Source organism: Mesorhizobium sp. M4A.F.Ca.ET.022.05.2.1, from assembly GCF_003998845.1.
Classification (GTDB): domain Bacteria; phylum Pseudomonadota; class Alphaproteobacteria; order Rhizobiales; family Rhizobiaceae; genus Mesorhizobium.
In genome coordinates this window covers 1-23,662 of the sequence record NZ_RZOJ01000024.1, presented here as the reverse complement: position 1 = coordinate 23,662, position 23,662 = coordinate 1, and the positions used below count along the sequence as shown (strand labels likewise).

Here is a 23,662-nt window from a genome sequence, read left to right as displayed (position 1 = left end):
TCCGAGACTATGTCGATGCCAGGTTGCGCTGGGCGCGATCGATGGCTTCATCCAGCCGGGAGCGTGAAATCGCCGCAAGTCGCTCGACACCGAGCAGACGTGCAAGGTCGAGAGCGGGGTCGGACTGTTCCAGAATGTCCTCGTTCGCAACGACGACAGCGGCCAGCTCGGCGATTGGAATGTCGGCAATGGACCGGCGGGCATCGGCATCGAACGGCATGCGATAATCAAGCAGGTCGACCACCGTCCCTCTCTTCCATAGGAAGCTGCCGCTGGATTCTTCAGTTCTATCGAACTCGCGCAGATGCAGGTCGATCCGCTCCCGAATCTTGTTGCCCGTTCTGAGCCAGCCATGCGCCCGTGCGATGCGCTGCGCAAGGACGTCATCTCGCAGAGGTCCTTCCTGCTCGATCACCGCGTCGACCATGGACCGCAGCGTGCCTCGGTAGACGAAGTCATAAAACTGATCCGGGCTGGTGGAAAATCCGGTTAGATCAGTCAGGCGATAACGGCCGCCCGTCGGTACGGTATCATGCGTCGAATGCGCGGCCGCAGGCAAAATTCCTGCAGATGCCGATGGGCGCTCTCCCGTCGCGAGGGGAGCGGCGACAAGTTCTGGCTCTGATTTTATCGACGGATGTTCCGGTTCGCCGGCCGATGCTAGGTCTTCGGCTGGCAATGGGTCCATGGGGTCGACCTTATGTCCCATGTCCCAATGGATCGCGGCTTCACTTTCCTGTTGTTCAGCCTGTTTGCGACGGCTTTCCTCGAGCAGCGCGGCCAGGCTGGCATGAAGCCTCTCGGTGCAACCTTCGAGATCAAACCACCAATCGGTTGACCATACCCGGACAATGTTCCACCCGAGGCCGCGCAGGACCTGCTCGCGGACCTTGTCTCGATCTCGCGCCGTGGCAGAACTGTGATAGGTCGCGCCGTCGCATTCGACCCCAGCCAGATAGGCGCCGGCGAGATCGGGATGCCGGATCCCTATATCCACTCGAAAGCCCGAAATGCCGACTTGAGGAACGATGGTCCATACGCGCTTCTCAAGCTCGGCAGCGACGGCCTCCTCGAAAGGGGATTCCAGGGCTCCGACCGATCCGCGTTCCTGCGCTGGCAATGCCACAGCGCCGCGTTCGGCAAAATCGAGAAAGGCTTTGAGATGCTGTACGCCGATCGCTTTGGTTCGGTTGGGGTCGATCTGGTCGGCGGCAAAACCTGAAAATACGATCAGTTCCTGCCGCGCACGCGTCACCGCGACATTCAGCCGGCGTTCGCCGCCGTCCCGATTCAGCGCGCCGAAATCCATGCTGCGCTTGCCGGCATTATCTTGCGAAAAGGTGATCGAAAACAGGATTATGTCACGCTCGTCCCCTTGGACATTTTCCAGATTCTTGACGATGGCGGGCTCAATACGCTCGTCGGCAAAGAACCATTCAAGCTCCGGCTCTGTCTGGCGTGCCTTGTCGAAAAGGTCGAGGATGAGCGACTGCTGTTGCGCGTTGAAAGTGATGACTCCGAGCGTGGGTCGGTCCTTTTCCGGTAGGGCCAGCCAACGCCGCATCCTGCTGACCGCCTCGTCGGTTACCGCTTGGGCTTCGATTCGATTGGTGCGGCTTTTGCCACGGTCATAGATGCCGGTCGTGATTTTTCGCAGCTGAACTGCCCGATCTTCCACCGTTGGCGAAGGGAATGTGATGAGCCGGTTCTGATAGTAGTGATGGTTGGAAAAGGCGATCAGCGACTCATTGCGGCTACGATAATGCCAGCGCAGGTCACGTACCGGGATGCCGGCCGCTTTGGCTTCGTCGAGAATGCTCTCAAGATCCTTTTCGTGTTCGACGACTTCCTCGTCCTCCTCGTTGCGGCCAAAGAAATTGGTGGGCGGCAACTGCTTGGGATCGCCTACGATTATGGTTTGATGGGCTCGCGCGATGGCACCGACGGCGTCCCAGGTGGTGATCTGCGATGCTTCGTCGAAAATCACCACGTCGAACAGGGCTTGGTCGGGCGGTAGATATTGAGCGATTGAAAGAGGGGACATCAGCATGCACGGCGCGAGCTTGGCAAAGCTCGTCGGCATCGCGCCAATCATCTCGCGGATTGACCGGCTGGGCCGCTGCAATTCCATCTGATGGCGCAACAGGCCCAACTCGGAATTGCGCGGGACGCCTTGCACAGCCGGCAAACCATGAGCGATGGCACTGATGACGCGAAGGCTTGCTTGAGCGCGGACAAGATCGTCGATTTCCCGGAAATCTTCGATGGCGTGCTCGTGCTGGAAGCGACGGAAATTCCGCAGCACCGGATCGGCATCCAGCGTGGCCGGCAGCCACCAGCGTACATAGGCCAGGCGGAACGCGGATTGAGCTTCAGCTGGTCGCACTAGACCCGCCTCGATATCGTCGACCAACGCTCCCAGATTGTGACTGACAGCCCTGCGACGAATGCCGCACCACGAAGTCCAGTCCCGGAGAAGATGACGGGCGTCGAGCAAGTCTCCCATCGCAGTCGTCAATTCGGTCAGCGGGTTATCATGTTCTGCCCAAGACGGCGTCTTTCCAGCAGGGATCGCAAATTGGGTCTTGGCAGCCTCGAATGCTGCAGAAGCCGCAAGGAAGCGGGCTGCCCCATAGCGCATCGTGCTATCTGCTGCACCGCTTCGCAGGCTCGGGGCGGTTGCTTGCAGGAGCGCTTTGAAATCCTCCGTGCCGAGGCCGGGCAGGCGTAGCGTCTGTCGAAGCCTTTCGGCCATCGAGAGTATCTGATCGATACGGTGGGTGTCGGTATCAAGTGCGGCAAATCCGATCGGCTTCCCAGATAGGATGTTGGCTTCGACAGTGGCCCGGCGGTCCTGCATCAGGCGCAACAGCAGCAAGTCGTGCTGAGGATCGGCTACCCCCTCTGTGACATAGCCTTGAAGCAGCTTCTGGACTTTGCGTTTGCCCAACTGACTGTTTGGCCAGAATGCAGAAGCGGCCTGCTGCCATTGCTGCTCTATGTCCTCCACCCGTATGCGCGCAACGGCAGCCTCGTCATAGCGGGCCGACAGGTCCTTGCGAGACTTGCGATAGTCTCCGATTGCCTCATTGAGAGTGGCGAGGGCTCCCCGCAACTGGGCGAAATCTCGATCAAAGACAATGCTGACGTCATAGCCGGCACTGTCCTGGAGTGCCGCTGCTAGTTTTCGCAGCGCTTCGAGCTCCGCTTTTGACGCGTCGCCTTTGGCGCGCAGGCCGATGCTCACCAGGAAGGCGTCGAGTGCGGTCGCTAGAACCTCGGACGCATTCTTGAGGGTCTTTGCCCCTTCGAGCAAATTGTCCTGCCAGCCTGACGTCCACTCGGTGACATCTATAAGACGCAAGACCGACCGCATCTCCACCGACTGAAATGCGAGACCTGTTTCGGCGGCAATATGCTCCAGCGCCAGCCGGTTTGCCTCGTCATGGGAATCGCGCGATGGCCAGGACAATCTCGGAGCGTGCTGCCGCTTGTTCTTGAGAGCGATGCCGAGCGCCAGATAAGGCGTCAGACCATTGACATGGTGCCGATGCAGCGCTTCGACATAGGCATTCAGTTCGTCGCGACGGACGCGAAGCCGCTCGTTGATCGCAATCCACTCCGCTGCGTCCACGCGCACGCCGCTTTCCCAGCTGATCCTGAGCTGGGTGAGAAAGTTGCGTCGGTCCGCCTTGCTGGAATGGAGTTCGAGACAATGCGCGCCCAGGCCATGTTCGCGCAGGCGGCGATACACCACATCGAGCGCCGCCGTCTTCTCGGCCACAAACAGCACGGTTTTGCCAACTGAAAGACAGTTGGCAATCATGTTGGCAATGGTCTGGCTCTTGCCAGTGCCGGGAGGACCGATGATGACAAAATCGCGACCCTCAGCGGCGGCAAGACTTGCGGCGGTCTGTGAGGAGTCGGCCGGCAGCAGCAAAACCATGTCGGACGGGGCATAGTGCCGGTCGAGTTCGCGCTCGTCGCGGAATGATGCGCCATTGCCCTCGAAAGCTATCTCCGGCGTGTCGATCAGATGGCGCACGACACGGTTTTCGCGCAGCGCATCGGTACGCTCGACCAGATCCTTCCACATGAGAAACTTGGCGAAGGAAAAGGTCGACAGCGCCGTCTCGTCCACCACCTCCATGCCGGGGACGTCGCGCACTGCCTGGCGCATAAGACCGAGCAGCCTCGGCACATCAACGCCGCTTTCGTCCTCGGGCAGCTCACCGGAAAACTGTGGCAGTTTGAGCTCGAAGTCGCGTTCGAGAAACTGCAACAAGGTTGCGTTGAATCGCGGTTCATCTTCATGGAAGCGCAAGGTAAAATGCGATGTTGCGCTGCGGCGCTCGATTTTGACCGGTACGAGCAGCAATGGCGCGCGATAGCTGCGCTCGTCCTCGGCCTTCTTCTTCCAGCGCAGGAAGCCGACCGCCAGGAAGAGCGTATTCGCGCCGCCCTCGGCAAAATCGTTGCGCACTTGCCGGTAAAGATCGATCAGCCGGGATTCCAATTGACGCCCATCGAGCGTCGACGGGAGCTCGTCGCGCAGAAGCGCTTCCGCGGCAAAGCCACGCTGGAGGTCACGTCCGTGCACCTCGCGATAGAGGACAGCATCCCGCTCGCCCAGTGGATTCTGTTCGGGGAGCGAAATCAGCCGGATCGAAGCGCCTGCCATCAGACGGTCCTCGAGGTAGCCGACGTCAGTACAAAGAAACGGAATTGTCTTCTTGGAGTCCGGAAAATTGAGCAGGCGGTTCCGCAGTGTCAAATCGAGGAGCTTTTTCTGCCAGCGGTCGATCCGTCCGGCCGCTGTCGTCGGCTTTACCTCGACGATCTCGACCGGCAGGGCTACCACGGCCGGTGCGGCTGGCAACGGCAACGCGATTTCGGTTGCCGCCTCTGCATCCACGCTGCGGCGCGTCGGTTCGTGCGAAGCAAGCGGTGTGATGCCGCCGCTGCGCGAGCGGCGTATATCGATGGCTGCGACAAAGGTGGCTACCTGCGTTTCGTCGAGCCGCTGTTCGATTGCGTGTTGGGCAGCCTCCAACGTCATCGCCGGCCGATGCGTCACGCCTGTCGTCTCAAACACGATGAGTTCGCGCGATGCCAGCGCCTTGCGGACCTCCATGGCATCGGGTTCAATGGCGTTGGCGAGCGTCCTTTGTGTCATCCAGACGCCGACGGCCGCGTGTCCCTGAAACATCAAAACGACGGGATGCAAGCCCGTCGCCTCCAGGGCGGACGCGAATAACAGACTGGTATCGAGACAGGTTGCCAGCTTTTCTGCCGTAATAATTGAGGGACGTCGAATTTTTTGGCCGCGGCTTTCGAAGCTCGCAGGTGGCTCTGCATAATGCAGCGATAGGCCAGCAATGGCCGAATAAATTGCGGCCGCCAGCATGAATGCGCGTTGCGGATTGCCGCTTTGATAGCCATCGAGGCTGGAAGGATGACCATGCGCTGCGAGCAGCTCCGCTGCGGAACGCAGCAGTCCTGCGATCGCCGGGTCGTTCGGCATGACGAATGCGGCGAGCAATTGCGCCATATCGACGACGCCACCCCATTCGTCGCGGGCAAGCAGGCGCACCGCAACGCGCTGCTCGGCCAGCACTGCGCCTCCTGAGGTTAGGCGCAACGTTATCTCCCCGCGCTCAGCCTCGTTGAGACCGGCCAGATAGCCGGCGTCGAGATCGATTTTTCGATCGCTTAAGGGAAGCCGGTCGCCAGCAACGATCCGATCAATTGTCCAGCTTTTGGCGCGCAAAAAAGGGGGGTTCGATGTCAGCTCGAGAGTGCATTTTTCGAAACCCTGCTGGGTCGGGTTGTTGAGCGCGATAGACCGGATCACCGGAATAGCATTTTGGAAGGACGCATATGTAAAGCTGGCGGCGATGTCCGCCACGACTTCTATTACGGGCGCGGCTGATATACCGGCAGCATCGCCAGTCTCCGAACTCGTTTCCATACCCCATCCCCTATTTTCATTTACGATAGAACTTTGCCGCCAGAATTTGAAAGTAAATTCTCGGTATGGTCGCCGCTTATGTCCAGCAGCATAGATTTCTAAAAGTGTTACCGCCCAGATAACGGTCGAAATGGAGACAGGCGATAATCGGTCGTCACGATTGGAGGGGATCCAAAAGTCGCGGAAATCGGAGCGCCGGCGCACGCTGCTGAAACCCAAGACGGGCAGGACGTCATCCGCAAATGTGTGGCGGTCCGGGCGCCATGGACCAAGCGTTGCGCGCCTATCGCGAGCGCTGTCGTGGCGCCTATCGCGGACTCGGACCCAGCCCGACAGTGACGGCGAACCTCGATCGGCCTATCGGTGAGGCGGTCGAATTCCGCCCATAGACTATCGAAAGGCACGCACTTCCAGCTCTATCTCCTCGTACGCGTTGCCGGCTACCTAAATTCGTGCGCGCGGTCCAATGCCTTTGATTGCTGATGTCGTTGTGGAGACGTTTGATCGCTGAAGCATTTGTTTGCTGACCTAGCGGCGCGGGGGGAGGTCATTTATTGGGTACATCTCCAGCACTCTATGTGCGATCGCGAGGAAAATTTGTCCAGACAAGCGAATTCATCGAATCTGGACTAATCAATAAGTATAATGATGGTAAGATTCGGGGGGCAGGAATGGCCGAGGTTGGACTTTTGGAATGGGCGGATAAGCAGCCCGACTGGATTAGGGATGCCTTAAGAAGACACGCCGCGCGGCCGGGCTTCAACCTCGAGCAGGAGGATAAGGCCGGTGTAACAGCTCGGGTCCGCCACGTCGGTGGATTTACCGCTGATCTGCCCGAATGCTCTCCGCTCTCGGCGGAGCATTTGAGGGCCAACAGTTCGAACGAGCCGCGCGCGGTGCTTTGCTCACTCGGCCCCGTCAAGCATTTGAACCGCCTCGCCGAAGAGCAGCAACTGCGTTTCGCCACCGATGGCATCACCATTATCTACGGCGACAATGGAAGCGGAAAGAGCGGCTATTGCCGGATCGCGAAGAAGCTTTGCCGTAGTCTGACGGCGGATGATCTTCTTGGCAACGTGTTCGAGATCGGCACCAAACCGCCAGCCGAAGTGCTTGTCCGGTTTCTCGAAGAGGGTGCTACGGAACCGACCCCCATAACCTGGAAGGACGGAACGCTGCCCCCCGCGTCAATTGCACGGATCTCCGTTTTCGACTCCGCGAACGCTCGCCTCTACGTCGATAAGCAAAACCGTATCGGTTTTCTGCCCGCAGCCATCGCGCTTCTCGAAAGCCATGGACGTCACCGCACCGAGCTCGAAGCCGACTTCCGGGAAGAAATCAAAGCGATCGAAAAGAACCTAAAGACACCATTGCCGAGTGGGTACACAGCTGCCGGCGCGGTCGTAAAGCTGCTGGCTCGTCTCGAAATCAAGTCAAAGGACGTGATGCCTTCCGCAGCCGAAATCAAAAACCTCGCTGCCCTCTCAGAGCAGGACATGGCTGATCTCGCTGGCCTCGAACAGGCTCTGGCAAGCGACCCTTCAACGATGGCGACAAAGCGTCGGCGTGCCAAGGCGGCCTTGGAAAAACTGCTGACTGCATCTGAACAGATCGACGCGGCTCTCTCAGCGGCGGCCCTCGAGATTTATCGCAATCTATATGCAACAGCCGATTCTACAGCGCAGGCTGCACAACTTGCCGCCTCAGGAGCGTTCGCGACTATGCCGTTGAGCGGCGTTGGGCTTTCTCCCTGGCGGTATATGTTCGACCATGCACGAGCCTATTTAGCGAGCGTCACTGGCATCGATCATCAGCACTTGCCAGATCAGGAAGGCGATCGTTGCATGCTCTGCCAGGAGCCGATGACGGCGGACGCCGCGGGGCGGATCCAATCCTTCAATGACTTCGTAACGGGCGCCGCAAATAAGGCGGCGCAAGTCGCATCTATTGCCCATGAAGAGGCCCTGCGCCAAATCAAAGGACTCACCATTGCGACCGGGGAGGCGGTTGAGGCGGCTCTCGGAGAGTTTGGCGATCTGTCCGCCGCACGCAAGGCGATGGTGGCCCTGATCTCGGCATATTATGTCGAGGCAGGTAAAAGGCGTGATGCAATTGTCGTTGCGGCTGCGCTGTCCGAGTACGCTGCGTTCCCGCAACTTGCGGCGCCAGTTGCATCGAAACTCCGAACGGAGGCGGAGGCGCTAGAGGCCGAAGCGCTGACGGACGACAAGGCAGCGGCCGACGACGGGAACCGCGCTACCGATCGAGCTCGTCGCGATACACTCAAGGATCGGAAAAAACTGGGCGACGATCTCACCATCGTTCTCGCGCGCTTGGCGAATCTCGAAGAGCGGCGCAAGCTTCTCTCATGCTGCGATGCTGTCGAAACAGGCTCGGTGTCACGGCAGATGACGTCGCTTCGACGAAGCCTCGTCATGCAGGATCTCGAAAAGCGCGTCGTCGCCGAGATTGAGACTCTGGCGTTAACGCACATCCCGTTCGCAGTTAATGATCGTAGTCAAGATGGGCAGAGCTATTTCGAGGTCGGGCTCAACGCGGCAAAAGCGATCTCAAACAGCAAGGTCTTAAGCGAAGGAGAGCAGCGCGCGCTTGCCCTGGCCTGTTTCTTAGCCGAGGTCGGAGGAGACACATCGCGTCAAGGCATGATCATCGACGACCCCGTGTCATCTCTCGACCATGTTCGGATCAGGCGGGTCGCGGCAAGGCTCGTAAAAGAAGCGGCCACAGGACGTCAGATTATTATTTTCACCCATAATCTTCTGTTCTTCAACGAGGTGGTTGACGCAGCTGCGCAGGCCAATCCGCCGATTCCCCTTGTTCGAAACTACATCAACAAGTCCGAATCTGCCGGTTTTGGCTTGATTAGCGAAACTGACGAGCCGTGGATCGCACAGTCTGTCACGAAGCGCATCGAGACTCTCAAGACGCGCCTGAAGAGCTTCGACGGCGCCACTGATTTCACCACCGATGCTTGGCGAAGGTCAGCGAAGGATTTCTACAGCGATCTTCGGGAAACCTGGGAGAGGCTCGTTGAAGAAATCCTGCTCGGTAAAGTCGTCGAGCGATTTAACAGCGATGTCAAGACACAGAGCCTGAAGGGTGTGGTGGTCGAGGACGAAGACCACAAGCGAATCTATTGGGCCATGAAGCGAGTTTCGGAGCGTTCTGGACATGACATGGCGTCCGCCAAGGCCATTCCAGTTCCAACACCAAACGATATGAAGAGCGATCTTGATGGAATTGACCAATATCGTATCGACACCACCAAACGAAAAAAGGATGCCGAAAAGCGCCGGATTGAATTCGAACAGCCTCCCAAGGCGACTGTACTCTAGCCTAATGACTATTGTCGTGTATTACTGGCCCTCACTGGCTTCATCCTGCTGCGCATGCCGGTGTCCGCCTGCCGCGGGCGAAGCCGACGTGACGAGGAAGTATCGCGAGGGCGCCAAGCCATCAATGGCTGTGCGCTCGCTCTTCATCTTGGATTTCAGCGCCGAGAAGCCTGACCGCTGGTAGTGCTTCGCCTGCACAATGTCGCCGCCGGCAAGGGCATGTCGACCATCCATCGCGTCGTCCGGTCCCTCGGGAAAGGCCTCGAAACGCTTGTCGATCTCGCGACCTACGAGGTCGCGGGCCAAATCCTCAAACTCGTTATGGGACAAACTCGAGAAATCATAAGCCATGCGCCCAGATTGAGTGCCCATTTGGTGGGCAGACAAGCAACCGGGGGCACAATTGCGTCGTGCCTCTCCATTACCAACAAAAAGATAAACGCGCTTTCCAGGCGATGCGGTCGGATGATCGTTTCGCGCTTGGCAAAAGCGAACGGATTAGTCTATGGCTCTCGGCGGGGGGGCGAGTTATGCGACGGGTGCGAATCCTTCAAGTAGGCGATATTCACTATCCGGATTGGCATCCTTCCTCTAGCAACATCGATGCCAAGGATAGCAAGTTCGCTCCGAAAATAACGCAGAAGCTACGCGCGTCTTCGCTGCGTGCCGTCTTGACGAAGCTTCGGCGGCTGACGACTTCGAAGCCCTTGGATTCGATCGCCTTCATGGGGGATTTCACGAGCCGTGGCGACAAGACTTTCATTGCTTCGGCATTCCAGCATTTCACGTTGCTCTGCCGCGCACAGGGGCGCAGTTCAAAGGCGCTTCCGTTGATATTCGTACCGGGAAATCACGATGTGAACCGTGATGACGCGCGCGAACTTGGACCGACTGAGAAATTCAGCGAAATGGCGAGTTTAGCCGCCCGCTTGGGTTGGCAGACCGTTCCCGTGGACCAACCCGTGCACTTCAGACTTCCGACAGGATCCGCAGGCGCAAACTTCATCCTCGTCAACACAGCGATAGGCAGTTGGGAGCTTCAGAACCTTCCCGCGTTCCTTCGTGATCGTCTCGAGGCACTCGGTCCTTCTACAGAACCTGTAGATCTCGGCTCGCCGGACACCTCGGGACATTCGCCCGCGACACCTCCCAGCGATCCAGACAAGGAGGCGTCCGACGACGAGTATTACGGTCAGATGGACACGCCATACATCTCGCGTGAGATGCTTGCAGGCCTACAGGAATTGCTCCAGCAGCCCGACATGCGTTACGGCATCATGATCGGCCATCACAATCTGCTGCCACAAAAGACTCCGCGCATTACGCCATACGCGGAGATGCTCAACAGCGGATTTGTCAGAACTCAGCTGCTGCAGGGCAACAAGCCTATCGTCTACCTGCATGGACACATACATGCCGATCCGGTCGAGATCGTCAACGATCCAAGGTTTCCGGACGGCAAATTGATCTGCATCTCAGCACCAGAGATACAGTCAGGTTTCAATGAGCTCGTCTTCTTCACGACCGATCAGGGAGAGCTCGTCGGCATCCGACTTATACCCTACCGCACCAATGTCGCCGACGGGACGGTCATGGAAGGCGAACATTGCTTCATCTCGACTATGTCCAACGGCAAGGCCTTTCTGAACAACGACACGTTTGACCTGATGCGCCGACTGCGCGACCATGCCACCAGGCGCGGGAATGGGTTACTCTTCTGGGACGAGATCACTGAGATTGCCGCCTCCGCCGAGCTCGGGCTAGATTTGGAAGACTCTCTTCTGATGCTCCAAGCGGCGCGCTTCGTCGAGATAGACGGCCTCACGAAGGCAAACTCGGCTTGGCGCATTAAGGTAAGGGACGAATAGAGATGGAGAATCCGTTCGGCCCCAACAGGATCGAGTACGAAAGTCGCCCGATACTGTGGTTCAGTCAGAAGTCGGCCTTGATTTCTGCCGCCGCCAAGCCGGTCTTCGTCGCAGGGACGAGAGGCAGCGGCAAGACCAGTATTCTTCGCTCGCTTTCCACAGTTCATATCCTCGAAGACAAAAGTCTCGCGGACCAAGTCGGCAAGCTCGGCTGGTATGGCGTCTTCTTCCAGCTCAATGAGACATTTTCGCCCCTAATCGACAACGCGGTTCTGAACCTCATTCCGGAGCGGATACGCTTCGACACGGCCGCCGTGATCCCGCGGCAATTCGTAATCTTCTCTCACTATCTGGAGCTGAAGATAGTCGAACGCCTGCTCGAGAGCATCAGCCAGCTCAGACGCGACAGCCACTTGAAATACCGGGCCTCTGAAGATAGGGACGTCGCCTTGGCACTGCATCGCGAAGTGCTGCACTTCATACCCCAACCTGCCCGTCTCGACTTCTTCAGCATAGATGAGCTGCGGGGTGGGATAACCCGGTACGTCGACGAATGCTTCAACGCGTTCTTCTTTGCCGCCGATGAGGGAGCGACCGGCTTCAGAGCGACAGACCCTGGCGCGATCATTAACAAGGTCGCGACCGCGATCACCCCACTTTTAAATGGCCCATCTTTCGCCGGTGACAGGGCGCCCTTCTTCAAGATCCTGATTGACGACTGTGAGGCACTGACACCGCTCCAACAGCAGTTCCTGAACACCTTGGTGAGGAAGACGCGCGGCAATGTGAAATGGGTCCTCGCCTACATCGGCGGCCTTTACGACACGATCCGGACGATCATACCCGGCCAGTCGCTCTCGAATGCTGACCGGGACGTCGAGAATCTTGATTCAGTCGATCCGAGGGAGTTCGCCACGCTGTGCGAGAACGTGTCGTCGCTTCGGCTCTACTATGCGCTTCCTGACCATCTGCGGAGTGATCTCAAGCGCAACGATGCGCTCAGCGCGTTTTCGCTCAAAAACCGGCTGGGGCGGCTTTCCGTCAATGACATCATCGAGCGGGTTATCATATCGGGTCATTCCGAGGGCAGAGAAGAGCTTGTGGCACTCGCTGATGCAGCACGTGAATTCCTCTCCGTGAATTTGAGGACGGCGGATCAGCAGCAATTCCTTCTTGATCGAAAAGCGCGCCCTTATGCCGAAGGGCTGGCGCTCGCGCTCATGAACCCGGAAATCAAGCGCCGGCCCATGAGCAAGGCGGATGCTTCAAATCTGAAGAGGTCGATCGCCCGGAAACAGGGATGGGCTTTTCTGAAAGCGTGCCAGATGCTGCGTCTGCATGACTACCCGTACGTAGGGCACCAGATCATCACATCATTGAGCGACGTCTGTATACGCGATTTCCTTGATATAATGGGAGAGATCTTCCGCCGCAGTGTTCCGAGTTCCAGTGATCCACGAAAACTGGTGGAATTCATCAACTCGGATTTACAGATTCATCTCGAACAGCAGAGACAGGCTGTGAACGCCGCCTCTCAACGGAAGCTTGATGGACTTCAGGCGCTTTCACATCCGTACGAAGAAGAGAGCGTGCGCATGGTGCGGGCGTTGGGTTACCTGACCGCTCGCCTCCAGACAGAGTTTGCCGAAGAAAATGCTCTAGGAACGACAGAGAGAGGCATTTTCAGGGTTGATCTAAAGGAAATGCGCTCGCTGGTGAACCGACTGGAGCAACCCAGCGGAAAACTGGACGAGGTCCTGCGTCGGGCGGAAAGGGATGGGTTTATCCGGGAGGTCTCCGCCGCCGGCAACTTTGAGGTGGACCGCGCCGACCCCGCATCGAAGGAGATGCTGATCAGATTGCATCGGCGATTTGCACCTTACTTCGGGTTCTCCTATCGCGGCCCGTACGAAATCAACACAATCCCTGCGGCGCAGATGGTCGACCTGCTTTTTACCAGGCATCGGCTCCCAGAAGACTGGGCCGACTCGGTGTTTAAGGAGCTCGTCGCGCGGCCCGCACTCAAGACCGAATTCCAGCACTCGCTTTTCGAGAGCGATCTCGAATGACCGCTTCAACTGTCGAGTATCGAGTCTTCGGCCATCTGGCCGTCACTGAGAAGGCGAGAGATGCAGGTACCTGCGAAACGATGGAGGCAGATATCGCGATCGTCGCGCTTGGATGGGAAACGCGTTTCGCCGCGTTCGAAAACCATCTTGACCTGAAGGTCGGCAAAATCGTGGTTCTGGACTTTGCTCTGAAGGAAGCGAACGTCCCAGCCGTCGAAGAAAACCGGCGAAAGCTCATCGCTATGGGTACCCGATGGGGCGTCGAAGTGACTGCGATCACCCTCGAGCCTTCCATCGAGTATCAGAAGAACATCAATCTCCTCGATCACCTGCTCACTCAGATGGCCGCTTCATGTGGCTCATACGAAGGAAGCCTGCGGAAGGTTTTCGTCGAGTGCTCGACGATGCCGCGAATCTACATCCAATGGCTGATTGCGGTGGCATTCAAGAAAATGTCGATTCAGTCTCTCGAATTCGGGTACGCCGAAGGTATCTACGGGAACGCGATCGGCAAAGAGGATTTTTCCAGCGGCTTGGACCGATACGTCACCGTCCCTCATCTTCAAGGCAGCGGAGGAATGGGCGAAGAGAAAGTCCTGCTCGTGGGGATCGGAGGAGATGCCGACGTATTCTACGGATTGATCGATATCGTCAGTCCGGAACGGATCTCGCTCCTCGTCCCAAGAAGCGAGAAGAATGCGCATATCGATGCTTTGCTCGATCAACAGGTGGCCAAGGTACGTGAAACCCACCGGCTCGAAGATGGCGAAGTTCGCGACATCCAGGCTTTCGGGCTGATGGCCCACCTCGATGCTTTCGAGACGTATCTCGACGGGTTCGGCTCGCGTGCGGTGGTGAACGTTTTTGTCAGCGGCCCGAAGGTTCAGGCCATCGCTGCTGCCGTGCTCGCCTGCTCCGACAGCCGCGTCCATCTCAAGGCACGAATTCCCACCTCCTATGCCCATCGTGAAGTCTCAGCGAATGGGCGGTATCATATCTATAGGCTGATTGACCTGACATCCCCTGCCTGCAGCCTTCCCGGGACGTTCTGACACGATCTTGCATTCGAGTAGCATCATGGTCCCAGTAGCCGTTCCGCCAAGCCTTCAGCGCATGTTCGTGTCGCCCGATCCGGTCGATGGGGGACTAATTCCCACTTAGAAGCTGCTCTACATCAGATCAGGGGAAATGCAGACTGGCAGAATTCCATAATTAGCGACTCAAAACATATACTCAGGCGAGACTGTTTAGCATAGAAATAGTGAGCGCTCTCCAATATGTTAGGCTCTGTCGCAGTAGCGCAACAAGCTCAGTCTTTGGATGGGTGGTATGAGGATGAGACGACTGAATGTGTACAGGCTCAGTCATTTTATCGAGGCTCTCGTTTTTGTCGTAAGCGCGTTCGGTGCGACGTGGCTTACCAGCTTTGTGAACGCGCCATGGTGGGCATATGTGATTATAGCGGCCATCACTATGGGCATGTTCGTAGCCGTGCGTCGGGTCCTTTCTGAGCCGCAACGTATGGGACTCTTGGCACACAACTCGGCAGCGACCTCTGCGTGAACCCAGGCGCCTTGAAAATGTCCCCGATGCGTCCGGATTTTTGGCGGTGATCTTCAATCAAATGCGATGAGCTGCAATTTCTGGCGACGGCCACGCTAAGGGCGGGCCTCCAGCACCATGTTGAACGGTGTCTCCGCGGCGCGACGCAATCGCTTGAAGCCGCCGCCGGTCACAACCTTGCGCAGCCTCGCCTCACCGGCCTGGGCTCCAAGCGCGAGCCCGACTTCCTGCGACACGGATGCGGGCGTGCACACGAAAGTGGAAGCGGCATAGTAAACGCGGCCGACGGGATTGAGGTTCGCCGCCAGATGATCATGCGCGAACGGCTCGACGATCATCCACGTGCCGTCCGGCTTGAGCGATCCGTGGACATGGGTGGCGGCGCCCGTCGGGTCGCCCATGTCGTGAAGGCAATCGAAGAATGTGACGAGGTCATACGTTCCGGGATAGCTCTTGGCGGCCGCCACGTCGAACCGCGTGTTAACGCCGACGCCGGCTACCTCGGCCGCCTTGCGGGCGCGCTCAATCGAGGGGGCATGATAGTCGAAGCCGACGAAGCGCGAATTGGGGAAGGCCTGTGCCATGAGCACGGTCGATGCACCATGACCGCATCCAACATCCGCGACGTCCACGCCGCGTTCGAGCTTCTCGACGACGCCCTCCAAGGCCGGCAGCCAGGAGTCGATCAGATTGGCATTGTAGCCTGGACGGAAGAACCGTTCCGTACCGCGAAACAGACACGCGCTATGATCGTGCCACCCGACGCCCTTGCCGGACTGGAATGCCTGCCTCACCTTTTCTTCATCGAGCCACAGCGCGGACAGGAACTCGAATGCGCCTGCCATGAAGGCCGGGCTGTCTTCATCAGCGAACACCAGCTCTTGCTCGGCGTTGAGATAGAATTTGTCGCTCGCTTCATCGTAGTCGACGTAACCCGCCGCCGCCTGCCCGGAAAGCCATTCCCTTACGAGGCGTTCCTGGGTGCCGGTGCGTGTCGAAAGTTCGGCGGCCGTCATCTTGCCGCCTTCGCGCAATGCCTTAAACAGGCCGAGTCTGTCCCCCAGCAGGACTCCCGCGCCCGTTGCGATCGCACCGAGATCGCCGACCATTTTCCCCAAGAATGCGTCCAACTTTTCCTGATTCGCTTCAGACATCTGAATCTCCCTTTGGGTTCAATCTCTCCAGGCGACGGAGCCGTGCTCGTCATGAGGCGCCTTGAGCATCAGATGCTCGAAGACATGCAGATATCCCCGGCGGCTCATCCGCGCTGCCGATCCTGCACCAGACCATATCGGTGACGAGCGGCGCGGTGGTCGGGAATGACAGCCACCTCCATGCCGTTGAAAAGCAGGAAATCCGTCACTTTGCCCTCGTCGGTAACCGGCGGAGCCGGAGTGGTCGTCACCAGGGCAAGCCCTGTTGCAGCAGGTATCCTTGGGCAGCCTGTCAGAACATCGATGACTCCGGTTGTGGTGCCGGGGCGGGCGATCAGGGGCCAAGTGATTGTTCCGCGGCGGCTGTATGTTGTGGTAAGGTGATCATGCGAACTCTTGTTGGTCGGTCACGTGTTTTGCGGATGACCCGCATGTACTGTGCCAAATGAGAAAACCATTCAAACGCAATCCAGTAGATCTGACTGTATCCGACATTGTCGGAATTTGGACATCGCCGAACGCGAAGCGCTCGGGGCTTGTGACGATACTTGAGCGTGCTGCTTCGGAGGAGGGATGCGCCTCGAACCGGCCGCGAGGCCTTTTTCTGGCAACGGATATTCCGGCCGGGTTAGGCCGCGAGGAAAGCGACGGTGAATAAGAGGTAGAGGACCAACCGTTTTGAGCGGGTAGTTGCCGTGTTGCGCCCCCAGGCAAAGGCCAGCACCACGGAGCAGTATTTCTGGTGGCGATACTACATCGCCTTTAAGTGCCGGTTACCCGTTTTTACCCAGTTGGCCTGGTGCATTCAGAGCGAGGTCGTTGGAAACCGCTTATTGTGGCTATGAGCAAACTCGGGATGGAGGAGTGGACCCAAAAATTGGCAAAATGCCCCAGGGAGGATTACATGGGTCGCTCATTCCCCGTACTCGTTACAGGTGCGCGTCGCTACGCAAACAGCTTGCTTTTGACTTGGCGTTTCTTGCCGTTTCGGCATCGCTCACTAATTCGGCCGCTGCCGACACCGTGAACTGGCGTCAATTCGAAGGGACCAGCATAACTTGGGCCTACGACATCCACCCCTATGCGGATGCTCTCGCTGCGCAACTTTCCGGAGTTCGAGAAGCTGACCCGGCATCAAGGTCACGCCGGAACTCTACCCAGACGATTCTTACTGGAACAAGATGACGATCCAACTGACGACGAAGTCGCCAGCATGGGATGTGTTCGGCACTGGCATTCAGCCCGCGTAGGACCTCGCTCCGAGTGGCGCCTGCTGGACAAATACCTGAGTGATCCGAAGCTTACCGATGCTGGATACGACTACATTCGGACATGATCAAGAAGTGCGCGGCTCCTTCCTTCGCCAATGATAACTGGAACCAGGTCGTGGACGGCATCTCGTCCGGCCGCACCGCGATGACGATCGACTCAAAAATGTTCGGCTTCTGGAACGATGTTGCGGGGAAGCCGGCATCCGGCAAGATCGCCTTCGCTCCGCCGCTGCACGCACCGAGCGCCACGAGCTTGGATTCTGACATCTGGATCTGGGCTCTCGCCATGAACGCGGCTTCCGAAAAGAAGGGCACGGCCTGGCTGTTCATCCCGTGGGCCACCTCCAAGCAGGTGGCGCTCAAGGGTGCCCTTGCTGGCCAGCTCGTCAATCCGCCGCGCACGTCGACCTGGCAGGACGATACCTAGACTAAGTACGCTTCGCAGCCCGAGTTCAACAACTTCGTTGACAGCTTCAAAAAGATACAGGATCAAGCCGCGCTGGCTTTCACACCGCGTGTCGGCTTCGGCGAAGCCATGAACGCATGGGCCGTGGCGATGCAGAAGATGGCAAACGGCGATGACGTCGAGACGACGTTGAGGGCGCTTGCCGAAGAAATCCGCACTGGCCTCTGATCAAAAGGAACAGGGCAGTACTATTGCACTGCCCTGTTCCCGCCAACGGCGGAGATCACGCCGTGTCACCCCAAGCACTTAAACCCAGCGCTGCTTCGCCCGGCCGCGCCGACGATTTTTCTTGGCCGCCAAGGCGGCAGCCTGCGGCCGGGGCCACAACCGAAACGACCACGGCGATCAGTCCGTAAGCTGCCCGGGGCAGCGGAAGGGCGGAAAGCGCCTTCAGGTGGCCGCACAAGTAGGGTCTCGAGACGGACTCAGCGCGGCAGCACGCTCGATCCCATCAGCGCCTCATCGATGGCGCGCGCCGCCTGGCGGCCCTCGCGGATCGCCCAGACGACCAGCGACTGGCCGCGCCGCACGTCGCCCGCCGCATAGAGCTTTTCGACGCTGGTCCTGTAGTCCCGGTCATTGGCCTCGACATTCTTCGAGCGGCGGCTGTCAATGGCGATCTTCATCTGGCCGGCCAGTTCCGACACCGGCCCGCGAGCGGCTGGCCCGGCAAAGCCGATGGCGATGAACGCGAGATCGGCACGAATGACGAATTCGCTGCCGGCGATCGGCTTGCGCTTTTCGTCGACCTCGCAGCATTTGACCCCGGTCAGCTGGCCGTCTTCGCCGATGAACTCGAGCGTCGCCACCTGAAACTCGCGCTCGGCGCCTTCGGCCTGCGAGGACGAGGTGCGCATCTTGGTCGCCCAGTAGGGCCAGACCGAAAGCTTGTCTTCCTTTTCCGGCGGCTGCGGACGGATGTCGAGCTGGGTGACGCGGACCGCGCCCTGGCGGAAGGCGGTGCCGACGCAGTCGGACGCGGTATCGCCGCCGCCGACGACGACCACATGCTGGCCGCCGGCGAGGATCGGATGCGACGGCCACGCCACCGACTGGATCGGTTCGCCGCCGACACGCCTGTTCTGCTGCACCAGATAGGGCATCGCGTCATGCACGCCGCCGAGATCGTCGCCGGGAATGCCGGCCGCGCGCGGCGTTTCGGAACCGCCGCAATAAAGCACCGCGTCATGTTCGGCGAGCAGCTCGGCAACCGGCTTGTCGACGCCGACATTGACGCCGCAATGGAAGGTGACGCCCTCGCCCTGCATCTGCTCGATGCGCCGGTCGATATAGTGCTTCTCGATCTTGAAGTCGGGAATGCCGTAACGCATCAGCCCGCCGGGCCGGCTCTCGCGCTCATAGACATGGACGTCGTGGCCGGCGCGGCCGAGCTGCTGGGCAGCCGACATGCCGGCCGGGCCGGAGCCGATGACGGCGACGCGCTTGCCGGTCTTCTTCTCCGGCGGATAGGGCCTGATATGGCCGGTCTCGTAAGCCTTGTCGGCGATCGCCTGCTCGACCGTCTTGATGGCGACGGGAATGTCCTCGAGGTTCAGCGTGCAGGCTTCCTCGCAAGGTGCGGGGCAGATGCGGCCGGTGAATTCCGGGAAATTGTTGGTCGAATGCAGGTTGCGGATCGCATTGTCCCAGTCGCCATTGTAGACGAGGTCGTTCCAGTCCGGGATCTGGTTGTGGATGGGACAGCCCGTTGGCCCGTGGCAGAACGGAATGCCGCAATCCATGCAGCGCGCGGCCTGTTTCTCGACCTCCTTGTCCGACATCGGCAGCGTGAATTCACGGAAATGCCGGATGCGGTCGGAGGCCGGCTGGTACTTGTGCACCTGCCGGTCGATTTCGAGAAAGCCTGTTACCTTGCCCATAGTCCAGCTCCTGCTGTCCAGATGGCGCGCCTGGCGACGCCCTGCAGCTGGATCAGATGGGGCATCCCGTCCACACATGGGCCGCACCAAGTTGCCCAAAATTCGACTATGTACACTTGCCGGGCTCAAAGCTCGTGAGGGGCTCGCCATGCAGCCAGTTCTCGACTCTAATCGAAGGAGCCGGGGACTCCATCTGCAATACCACGTTGCGGTCCAAAGCTATTTCCAAAGGTTTCTGCACGAGCTGGTTTCCTCTCAGAGACGGCACACGGGTTCAGGGAGGAGCGCATCGCTCGTCTTGCCCCATTAAGTGCAGTCACAGTCACTCAGTCTCAAAAGCCATGCCAACGCGCTCAGCGCGCAGTTAGCGCCCATTGCTTCGAAAAACCTCGTCAGTGCCCAGATGTTGGTTGTAATGAACCTGACATTTGTCTGACGCTGTCAGCTTTTGGACACGCGATCACGCGCTTCGTGCCGCCAGGCCAGGCCGAGCCCTGTGTTGCCAGCGGTCGCTTCGATGATTGTACCGCCCGGCGCGAGCTGGCCACGCTGTTCGGCATTAACGATCATCGACAACGCAATGCGATCCTTGATCGATCCGCCGGGATTTTGGCTTTCGAGCTTGACGAAGAGAATTCCTGACTCCGACGTTGTACCGCTGACCAGCCGTGTTGGAGCTGAAATCAGAGGAGTTCGCCTTGGTGGAGACCTTTCGGACGCAGCGATAGCAGCCATCAACCAGCTTCTTCTAAAACACAAGGTGATCTTCTTCCGCGGCCAGGAGCATCTCGACGATGCGGAGCAGGAATTGTTCGCGCGGCGTCTGGGTAACCTTGTACCTCATCCCACGCAGGGGCCGGCAGCCGGCACGGCCTCAATCCTCAATCTCGATTCCGGCCGTGGCGGTGGCAGGGCAGACCAGTGGCATACCGATGTGACTTTCGTCGATGCCTATCCGAAATTCTCGGTCCTACGTGGCGTCGTCATTCCGGCGGCGGGGGGCGACACGATCTGGTCCAACACGCACGCCGCGTACGAGAATCTGCCGGCGCCGCTCAAAATATTGGCGGACAATCTGTGGGCTATTCATAGCAATGCCTACGACTACGCAGCCGTGCGCCCGCGCGCCACAGCCGAAGAGAAGAAGCACTTCGAGGAAGTTTTCACATCGACGATCTACGAGACCGAGCATCCGGTCGTGCGCGTCCATCCGGAAACCGGGGAGAAGTCGCTGCTGCTCGGCAATTTCGTGCAGCGCCTCGTCGGCCTTTCCAAGAGCGATTCCGCCAAACTCTACGAGGTGTTCCAGTCCTACGTCACTGCCCCGGAAAATACCGTGCGGTGGCGCTGGCAAGTAGGCGACGTCGCTATCTGGGACAACCGTGCTAACCAGCATTATGCGGTCAACGACTATGGCGACCAGCACCGGGTTGTGCGTCGCGCTACGGTTGACGGTGACGTTCCGATCGGCGTCGACGGTCGCCGCAGTATAACCCATGTCAAGGCAGCCAAGCCGGCGGCGAAGGCAGCCTGACCGTCTGAACAGGGTAAAGATGAAAACTTCGTATCGCCGCGGCCATATCGCGCTGCTTAACCGCCCCACAAAGCCTTATGATTTCCGAGAAGCAAGGCGAGTTGCGGGCTCGAGGCTTGGCCCGAAATCGAGGTCCTGCAGCGTGGCGCATGGCTCGAGTCGCTGCTCGTGGCCCCGCTGCAGCGGTACAGGTCCCCCACCGCCCCACCATCTCGCCCGCCCTGCACCTCGGATAGCGATCATTCACCGTTTGTTCATTATGATAGCGCACGATCATAACTGGACATGCTGGTAGCTCGTACATGCCTGAAGGCCCTGCGCGCCGACCCAGCGCCGGGGCCTTTTTACTTCCGCAAAATCGATTCCAGCAACGCGGGCACTTCGCAGGATGTCGGAATCCCGCGCTTGCGATGATACGCCGTACAGCGAATTGCGCGAGTCAAACGAATTTGGGTTTCTCAAATATAGAATCGTCGATACCGATCCTGATGGATCGAGCCTCGACGACGAAGTCAACCATCTTCAAACGGAATTATTCAACATTGCCGAGAGCTCCCGGTGTGCCGTCGAAGCCGACATTGGGGAGGTCAGCGGTCACCAACGATCATGGTGATCGCCAGCATCTTTCGTATTCACATAACCGTCGGCCTTGTACTTTCCCGAGGCCATGACATGAGTGGGTCTTCCAAGCACCGATTTGGCCCGGTAGGATTTGCAGGGGGCGCGGACAAGCGGATGAACAAACGGAATGATGCCGGAAAACTGCGCGCGCCTGCTGGGATTTAGCCGACCGTCGATAGGAACATAGCCCTGGTCGACGGCTTTCTGAAGGGCAAGAGTTTCGCCGACCTGGCTCAGGAACATGGCTTGTCGACAACGAGGGTGCGCCAAATCATCGAGAAGGCCGATCGGCTCGTGGGCGGCGCATTCAGACCAAGACTGAAACGTCCAACGCCTCGCCTCGGTCCGATTTCATGGTCGACTATCCCTATGTGTGCAAATGGCCGAGAAGCACCGGCTGGGTAGCGTCACGCCGCATCATTCTTTGCGGAGCTGGAGCGCGCGGGATCGCTGGAGCGGCTGGTGAAAGCGGTTGCCGGGGCGCACAACACGTGAGCTGGCGCCTCGTGTGGCAAAAGGAGAGGGCGAGAGCCCATGGCCTGCAATGAAGCGATCAAGCATTGCGATCGTGGAACCAAGCTAGTCGACCATCCGGACCGCGGCCTTCAATGCCAGCTCGCCTTGGAATCGGCCTTCCAGGAATTGGCTGAGCGCGCAGCGGAATCCGGCTGGACCGAGGAGATAGCCACGCGCTCCTCGAACTCGCCGGCGCGCGCCTCAGGAGCGACTCCGCCAATGACAGACTGAGAGGACGATTAATCGTGCCAGGGCAACGAGAGAGCGGCAGGTTCAAGAAGCTTCGCCTGAACCGATAGGAACGTCGCTGCGCCAATAAAATTGGCGGTGAAGGCTGACCGCGGCCGAGTCGGGCAAGCGAGCGAAGTGCTGAAATAAGGGCGTGAGAATCCAAGACATCGTTTGTAGAGAGCATCGAGCTTCGCGAGATTGTGGTACAGGATCGACCGCAGGTGTTCTCGCAGCGCTCGCAGAACCCGGGATTCTTCCGCGGCACCCGCCAAGGCGAAGAACGGTCAGAGTTGCACGATAACGTTTAAAAGCGAGCCTTCCTCCGAAAGTCTGCGCGCGCAGTTCCACGGTCCGATGCGCTTTCATAGCTATTCCAATCGCCGCGCCCATCCTCTCCCGGATCAGGTCCAGCGGGTCTGCAGTGCATGCGCCCCCAAAGTGGACGCCATTGGGCCGGGTGAACCGGGCTCGATTGCGCGCCGAAGGCCCGTTCCAGGCCCGGAAATCCGGGTCCGTCAGGGCGAGCGCGTGCGGGTCGAGGTAGAGAACGGCCTTGCCGAGAAAACGACCGTGCACTGGCATCGCGTGCGTGTGCCACATGCCATGGATGGCGTGCCTCACCTCACGCAGAAGCCCGCGAAAAGGCAACGGAAGATCTAGCATTTATGGGGGAAATGTTTTTTCGGAGTGCTTGACCCGCAGGAAGGGCAGGGCATGACTGCCTATCGCCCGACCCGGCCGGCCGCACTCATGACCGGCTGGGCTCGGTTAATCCTGCATGCCGCGCCCATGAGGTTGCGCTCTGTCGGGAGTGCGTCGAGCACAACGACGAGATGTAGTTCACGATCTTTGAAACGCGTGTCAACCATCCAAAGTGTGGATGCCTTTCATCGAAACAAACGATTTCATCAATGTTCTGGAATCCTGCATGGGCAGAACAGAAACCGCCCGAAAGGAGATTTTTCATGCGCTCTACCGGGCAGTGGAGTGCTGGGAAAGGGAGTTGCAACTGACCGGGTCCGACTTCTTCCGAGTCTATGGACAGACTGGGAGACGCGCACGGTGTAGCGGCTCACATCGTCATACTGCACCTACGCCACACACCGGCCGGACCTGATCCGGCTTTATGAGCATTGGGCTTTGTCAGTTGCCCAAGCGTGAT

The 23,662-nt window shown here is 58.8% G+C and carries 11 protein-coding genes and 5 pseudogenes; 7 read left to right on the top strand and 9 right to left on the bottom strand.

What is annotated here, in order from left to right:
* Window positions 1–7: 7 nt before the first annotated feature.
* A complete protein-coding gene (locus EN745_RS05060) occupies window positions 8–5,971 on the bottom strand; it encodes a DUF3320 domain-containing protein (protein WP_127420688.1) in 5,964 nt (1,987 codons plus the stop codon).
* 671 nt (window positions 5,972–6,642) lie between these two features.
* Between EN745_RS05060 and EN745_RS05055 the strand changes: the two genes are divergently transcribed.
* Window positions 6,643–9,327 carry an AAA family ATPase gene (locus EN745_RS05055; RefSeq protein ID WP_126063811.1) on the top strand — a complete coding sequence of 895 codons (2,685 nt, stop codon included), beginning with the start codon at window positions 6,643–6,645 and terminating at the stop codon, window positions 9,325–9,327.
* Between the two features lie 21 nt (window positions 9,328–9,348).
* Here the strand turns inward: EN745_RS05055 and EN745_RS05050 are convergent, their stop codons facing one another.
* Window positions 9,349–9,678, bottom strand: coding sequence for a hypothetical protein (locus EN745_RS05050; RefSeq protein WP_186815491.1), 330 nt, complete (start codon window positions 9,676–9,678; stop codon window positions 9,349–9,351).
* Window positions 9,679–9,737: 59 nt separating this feature from the next.
* Here EN745_RS05050 and EN745_RS05045 point away from each other — a divergent pair, with 59 nt between their 5' ends.
* From EN745_RS05045 to EN745_RS05035, 3 genes are read left to right on the top strand one after another with little or no spacing between them, the layout of a single operon-like run.
* Window positions 9,738–11,195, top strand: coding sequence for a metallophosphoesterase (locus EN745_RS05045; RefSeq protein WP_126057628.1), 1,458 nt, complete (start codon window positions 9,738–9,740; stop codon window positions 11,193–11,195).
* A 2-nt stretch (window positions 11,196–11,197) separates the two neighbouring features.
* Window positions 11,198–13,264 carry a hypothetical protein gene (locus EN745_RS05040; RefSeq protein ID WP_126057629.1) on the top strand — a complete coding sequence of 689 codons (2,067 nt, stop codon included), beginning with the start codon at window positions 11,198–11,200 and terminating at the stop codon, window positions 13,262–13,264.
* Window positions 13,261–14,316: a hypothetical protein gene (locus tag EN745_RS05035; protein WP_126057630.1), complete on the top strand. Its 1,056-nt coding sequence runs from the start codon at window positions 13,261–13,263 to the stop codon at window positions 14,314–14,316. The genes EN745_RS05040 and EN745_RS05035 overlap by 4 nt, the downstream gene beginning before the upstream one ends.
* Window positions 14,317–14,922: 606 nt before the next feature.
* Here EN745_RS05035 and EN745_RS05030 read toward each other — a convergent pair.
* Window positions 14,923–15,981 (bottom strand): class I SAM-dependent methyltransferase, encoded by a 1,059-nt coding sequence (locus EN745_RS05030; protein WP_024504268.1) that lies wholly within the window; start codon window positions 15,979–15,981, stop codon window positions 14,923–14,925.
* Between the two features lie 57 nt (window positions 15,982–16,038).
* Window positions 16,039–16,259, bottom strand: a pseudogene (locus tag EN745_RS05025) (insulinase family protein); the annotation flags it as partial.
* A gap of 1,054 nt (window positions 16,260–17,313) precedes the next feature.
* Here EN745_RS05025 and EN745_RS36815 point away from each other — a divergent pair.
* Complete coding sequence (locus EN745_RS36815; protein ID WP_245454714.1) at window positions 17,314–17,679, top strand: extracellular solute-binding protein; 366 nt, start codon at window positions 17,314–17,316, stop codon at window positions 17,677–17,679.
* Between the two features lie 464 nt (window positions 17,680–18,143).
* Here EN745_RS36815 and EN745_RS05015 read toward each other — a convergent pair whose 3' ends face one another.
* The 3 genes and pseudogenes from EN745_RS05015 to EN745_RS36810 form a co-directional block, all read right to left on the bottom strand.
* Complete coding sequence (locus EN745_RS05015; protein ID WP_024504270.1) at window positions 18,144–19,598, bottom strand: glutamate synthase subunit beta; 1,455 nt, start codon at window positions 19,596–19,598, stop codon at window positions 18,144–18,146.
* Window positions 19,599–19,639: 41 nt separating this feature from the next.
* Window positions 19,640–19,803 (bottom strand): annotated as a pseudogene (locus tag EN745_RS05010) (thioredoxin domain-containing protein); the annotation flags it as partial.
* A 275-nt stretch (window positions 19,804–20,078) separates the two neighbouring features.
* Window positions 20,079–20,264 (bottom strand): annotated as a pseudogene (locus EN745_RS36810) (pyridoxal-phosphate dependent enzyme); the annotation flags it as partial.
* On the opposite strand from EN745_RS36810, the gene EN745_RS05000 reads away from it, so the two are divergent.
* On the top strand, window positions 20,179–21,132 hold the full coding sequence (locus EN745_RS05000; protein WP_024504271.1) for a TauD/TfdA family dioxygenase: 954 nt from the start codon (window positions 20,179–20,181) through the stop codon (window positions 21,130–21,132). The pseudogene EN745_RS36810 and the gene EN745_RS05000 sit on opposite strands and share 86 nt — an antisense overlap.
* A 594-nt stretch (window positions 21,133–21,726) precedes the next feature.
* Here the strand turns inward: EN745_RS05000 and EN745_RS35965 are convergent.
* Window positions 21,727–21,996, bottom strand: a complete 270-nt coding sequence (locus EN745_RS35965) for a hypothetical protein (protein WP_024504272.1) — start codon at window positions 21,994–21,996, stop codon at window positions 21,727–21,729.
* A gap of 993 nt (window positions 21,997–22,989) precedes the next feature.
* Between EN745_RS35965 and EN745_RS04990 the strand changes: the two are divergent.
* A pseudogene (locus EN745_RS04990) lies at window positions 22,990–23,136 on the top strand (multicopper oxidase domain-containing protein); the annotation flags it as partial.
* A 104-nt stretch (window positions 23,137–23,240) separates the two neighbouring features.
* On the opposite strand, the pseudogene EN745_RS36805 reads toward EN745_RS04990, so the two are convergent.
* A pseudogene (locus tag EN745_RS36805) lies at window positions 23,241–23,369 on the bottom strand (LysR family transcriptional regulator); the annotation flags it as partial.
* Between the last annotated feature and the right edge of the window lie 293 nt (window positions 23,370–23,662).

Coding starts and splice junctions, on each gene's coding strand:
- EN745_RS35965 (WP_024504272.1), bottom strand. CDS start 21,996: ATGTTCCTGAGCCAGGTCGGCGAAACTCTTGCCCTTCAGAAAGCCGTC.
- EN745_RS05035 (WP_126057630.1), top strand. CDS start 13,261: ATGACCGCTTCAACTGTCGAGTATCGAGTCTTCGGCCATCTGGCCGTC.
- EN745_RS05030 (WP_024504268.1), bottom strand. CDS start 15,981: ATGTCTGAAGCGAATCAGGAAAAGTTGGACGCATTCTTGGGGAAAATG.
- EN745_RS05000 (WP_024504271.1), top strand. CDS start 20,179: ATGCGATCCTTGATCGATCCGCCGGGATTTTGGCTTTCGAGCTTGACG.
- EN745_RS05015 (WP_024504270.1), bottom strand. CDS start 19,598: ATGGGCAAGGTAACAGGCTTTCTCGAAATCGACCGGCAGGTGCACAAG.
- EN745_RS05060 (WP_127420688.1), bottom strand. CDS start 5,971: ATGGAAACGAGTTCGGAGACTGGCGATGCTGCCGGTATATCAGCCGCG.
- EN745_RS05050 (WP_186815491.1), bottom strand. CDS start 9,678: ATGGCTTATGATTTCTCGAGTTTGTCCCATAACGAGTTTGAGGATTTG.
- EN745_RS05055 (WP_126063811.1), top strand. CDS start 6,643: ATGGCCGAGGTTGGACTTTTGGAATGGGCGGATAAGCAGCCCGACTGG.
- EN745_RS05040 (WP_126057629.1), top strand. CDS start 11,198: ATGGAGAATCCGTTCGGCCCCAACAGGATCGAGTACGAAAGTCGCCCG.
- EN745_RS36815 (WP_245454714.1), top strand. CDS start 17,314: ATGATCAAGAAGTGCGCGGCTCCTTCCTTCGCCAATGATAACTGGAAC.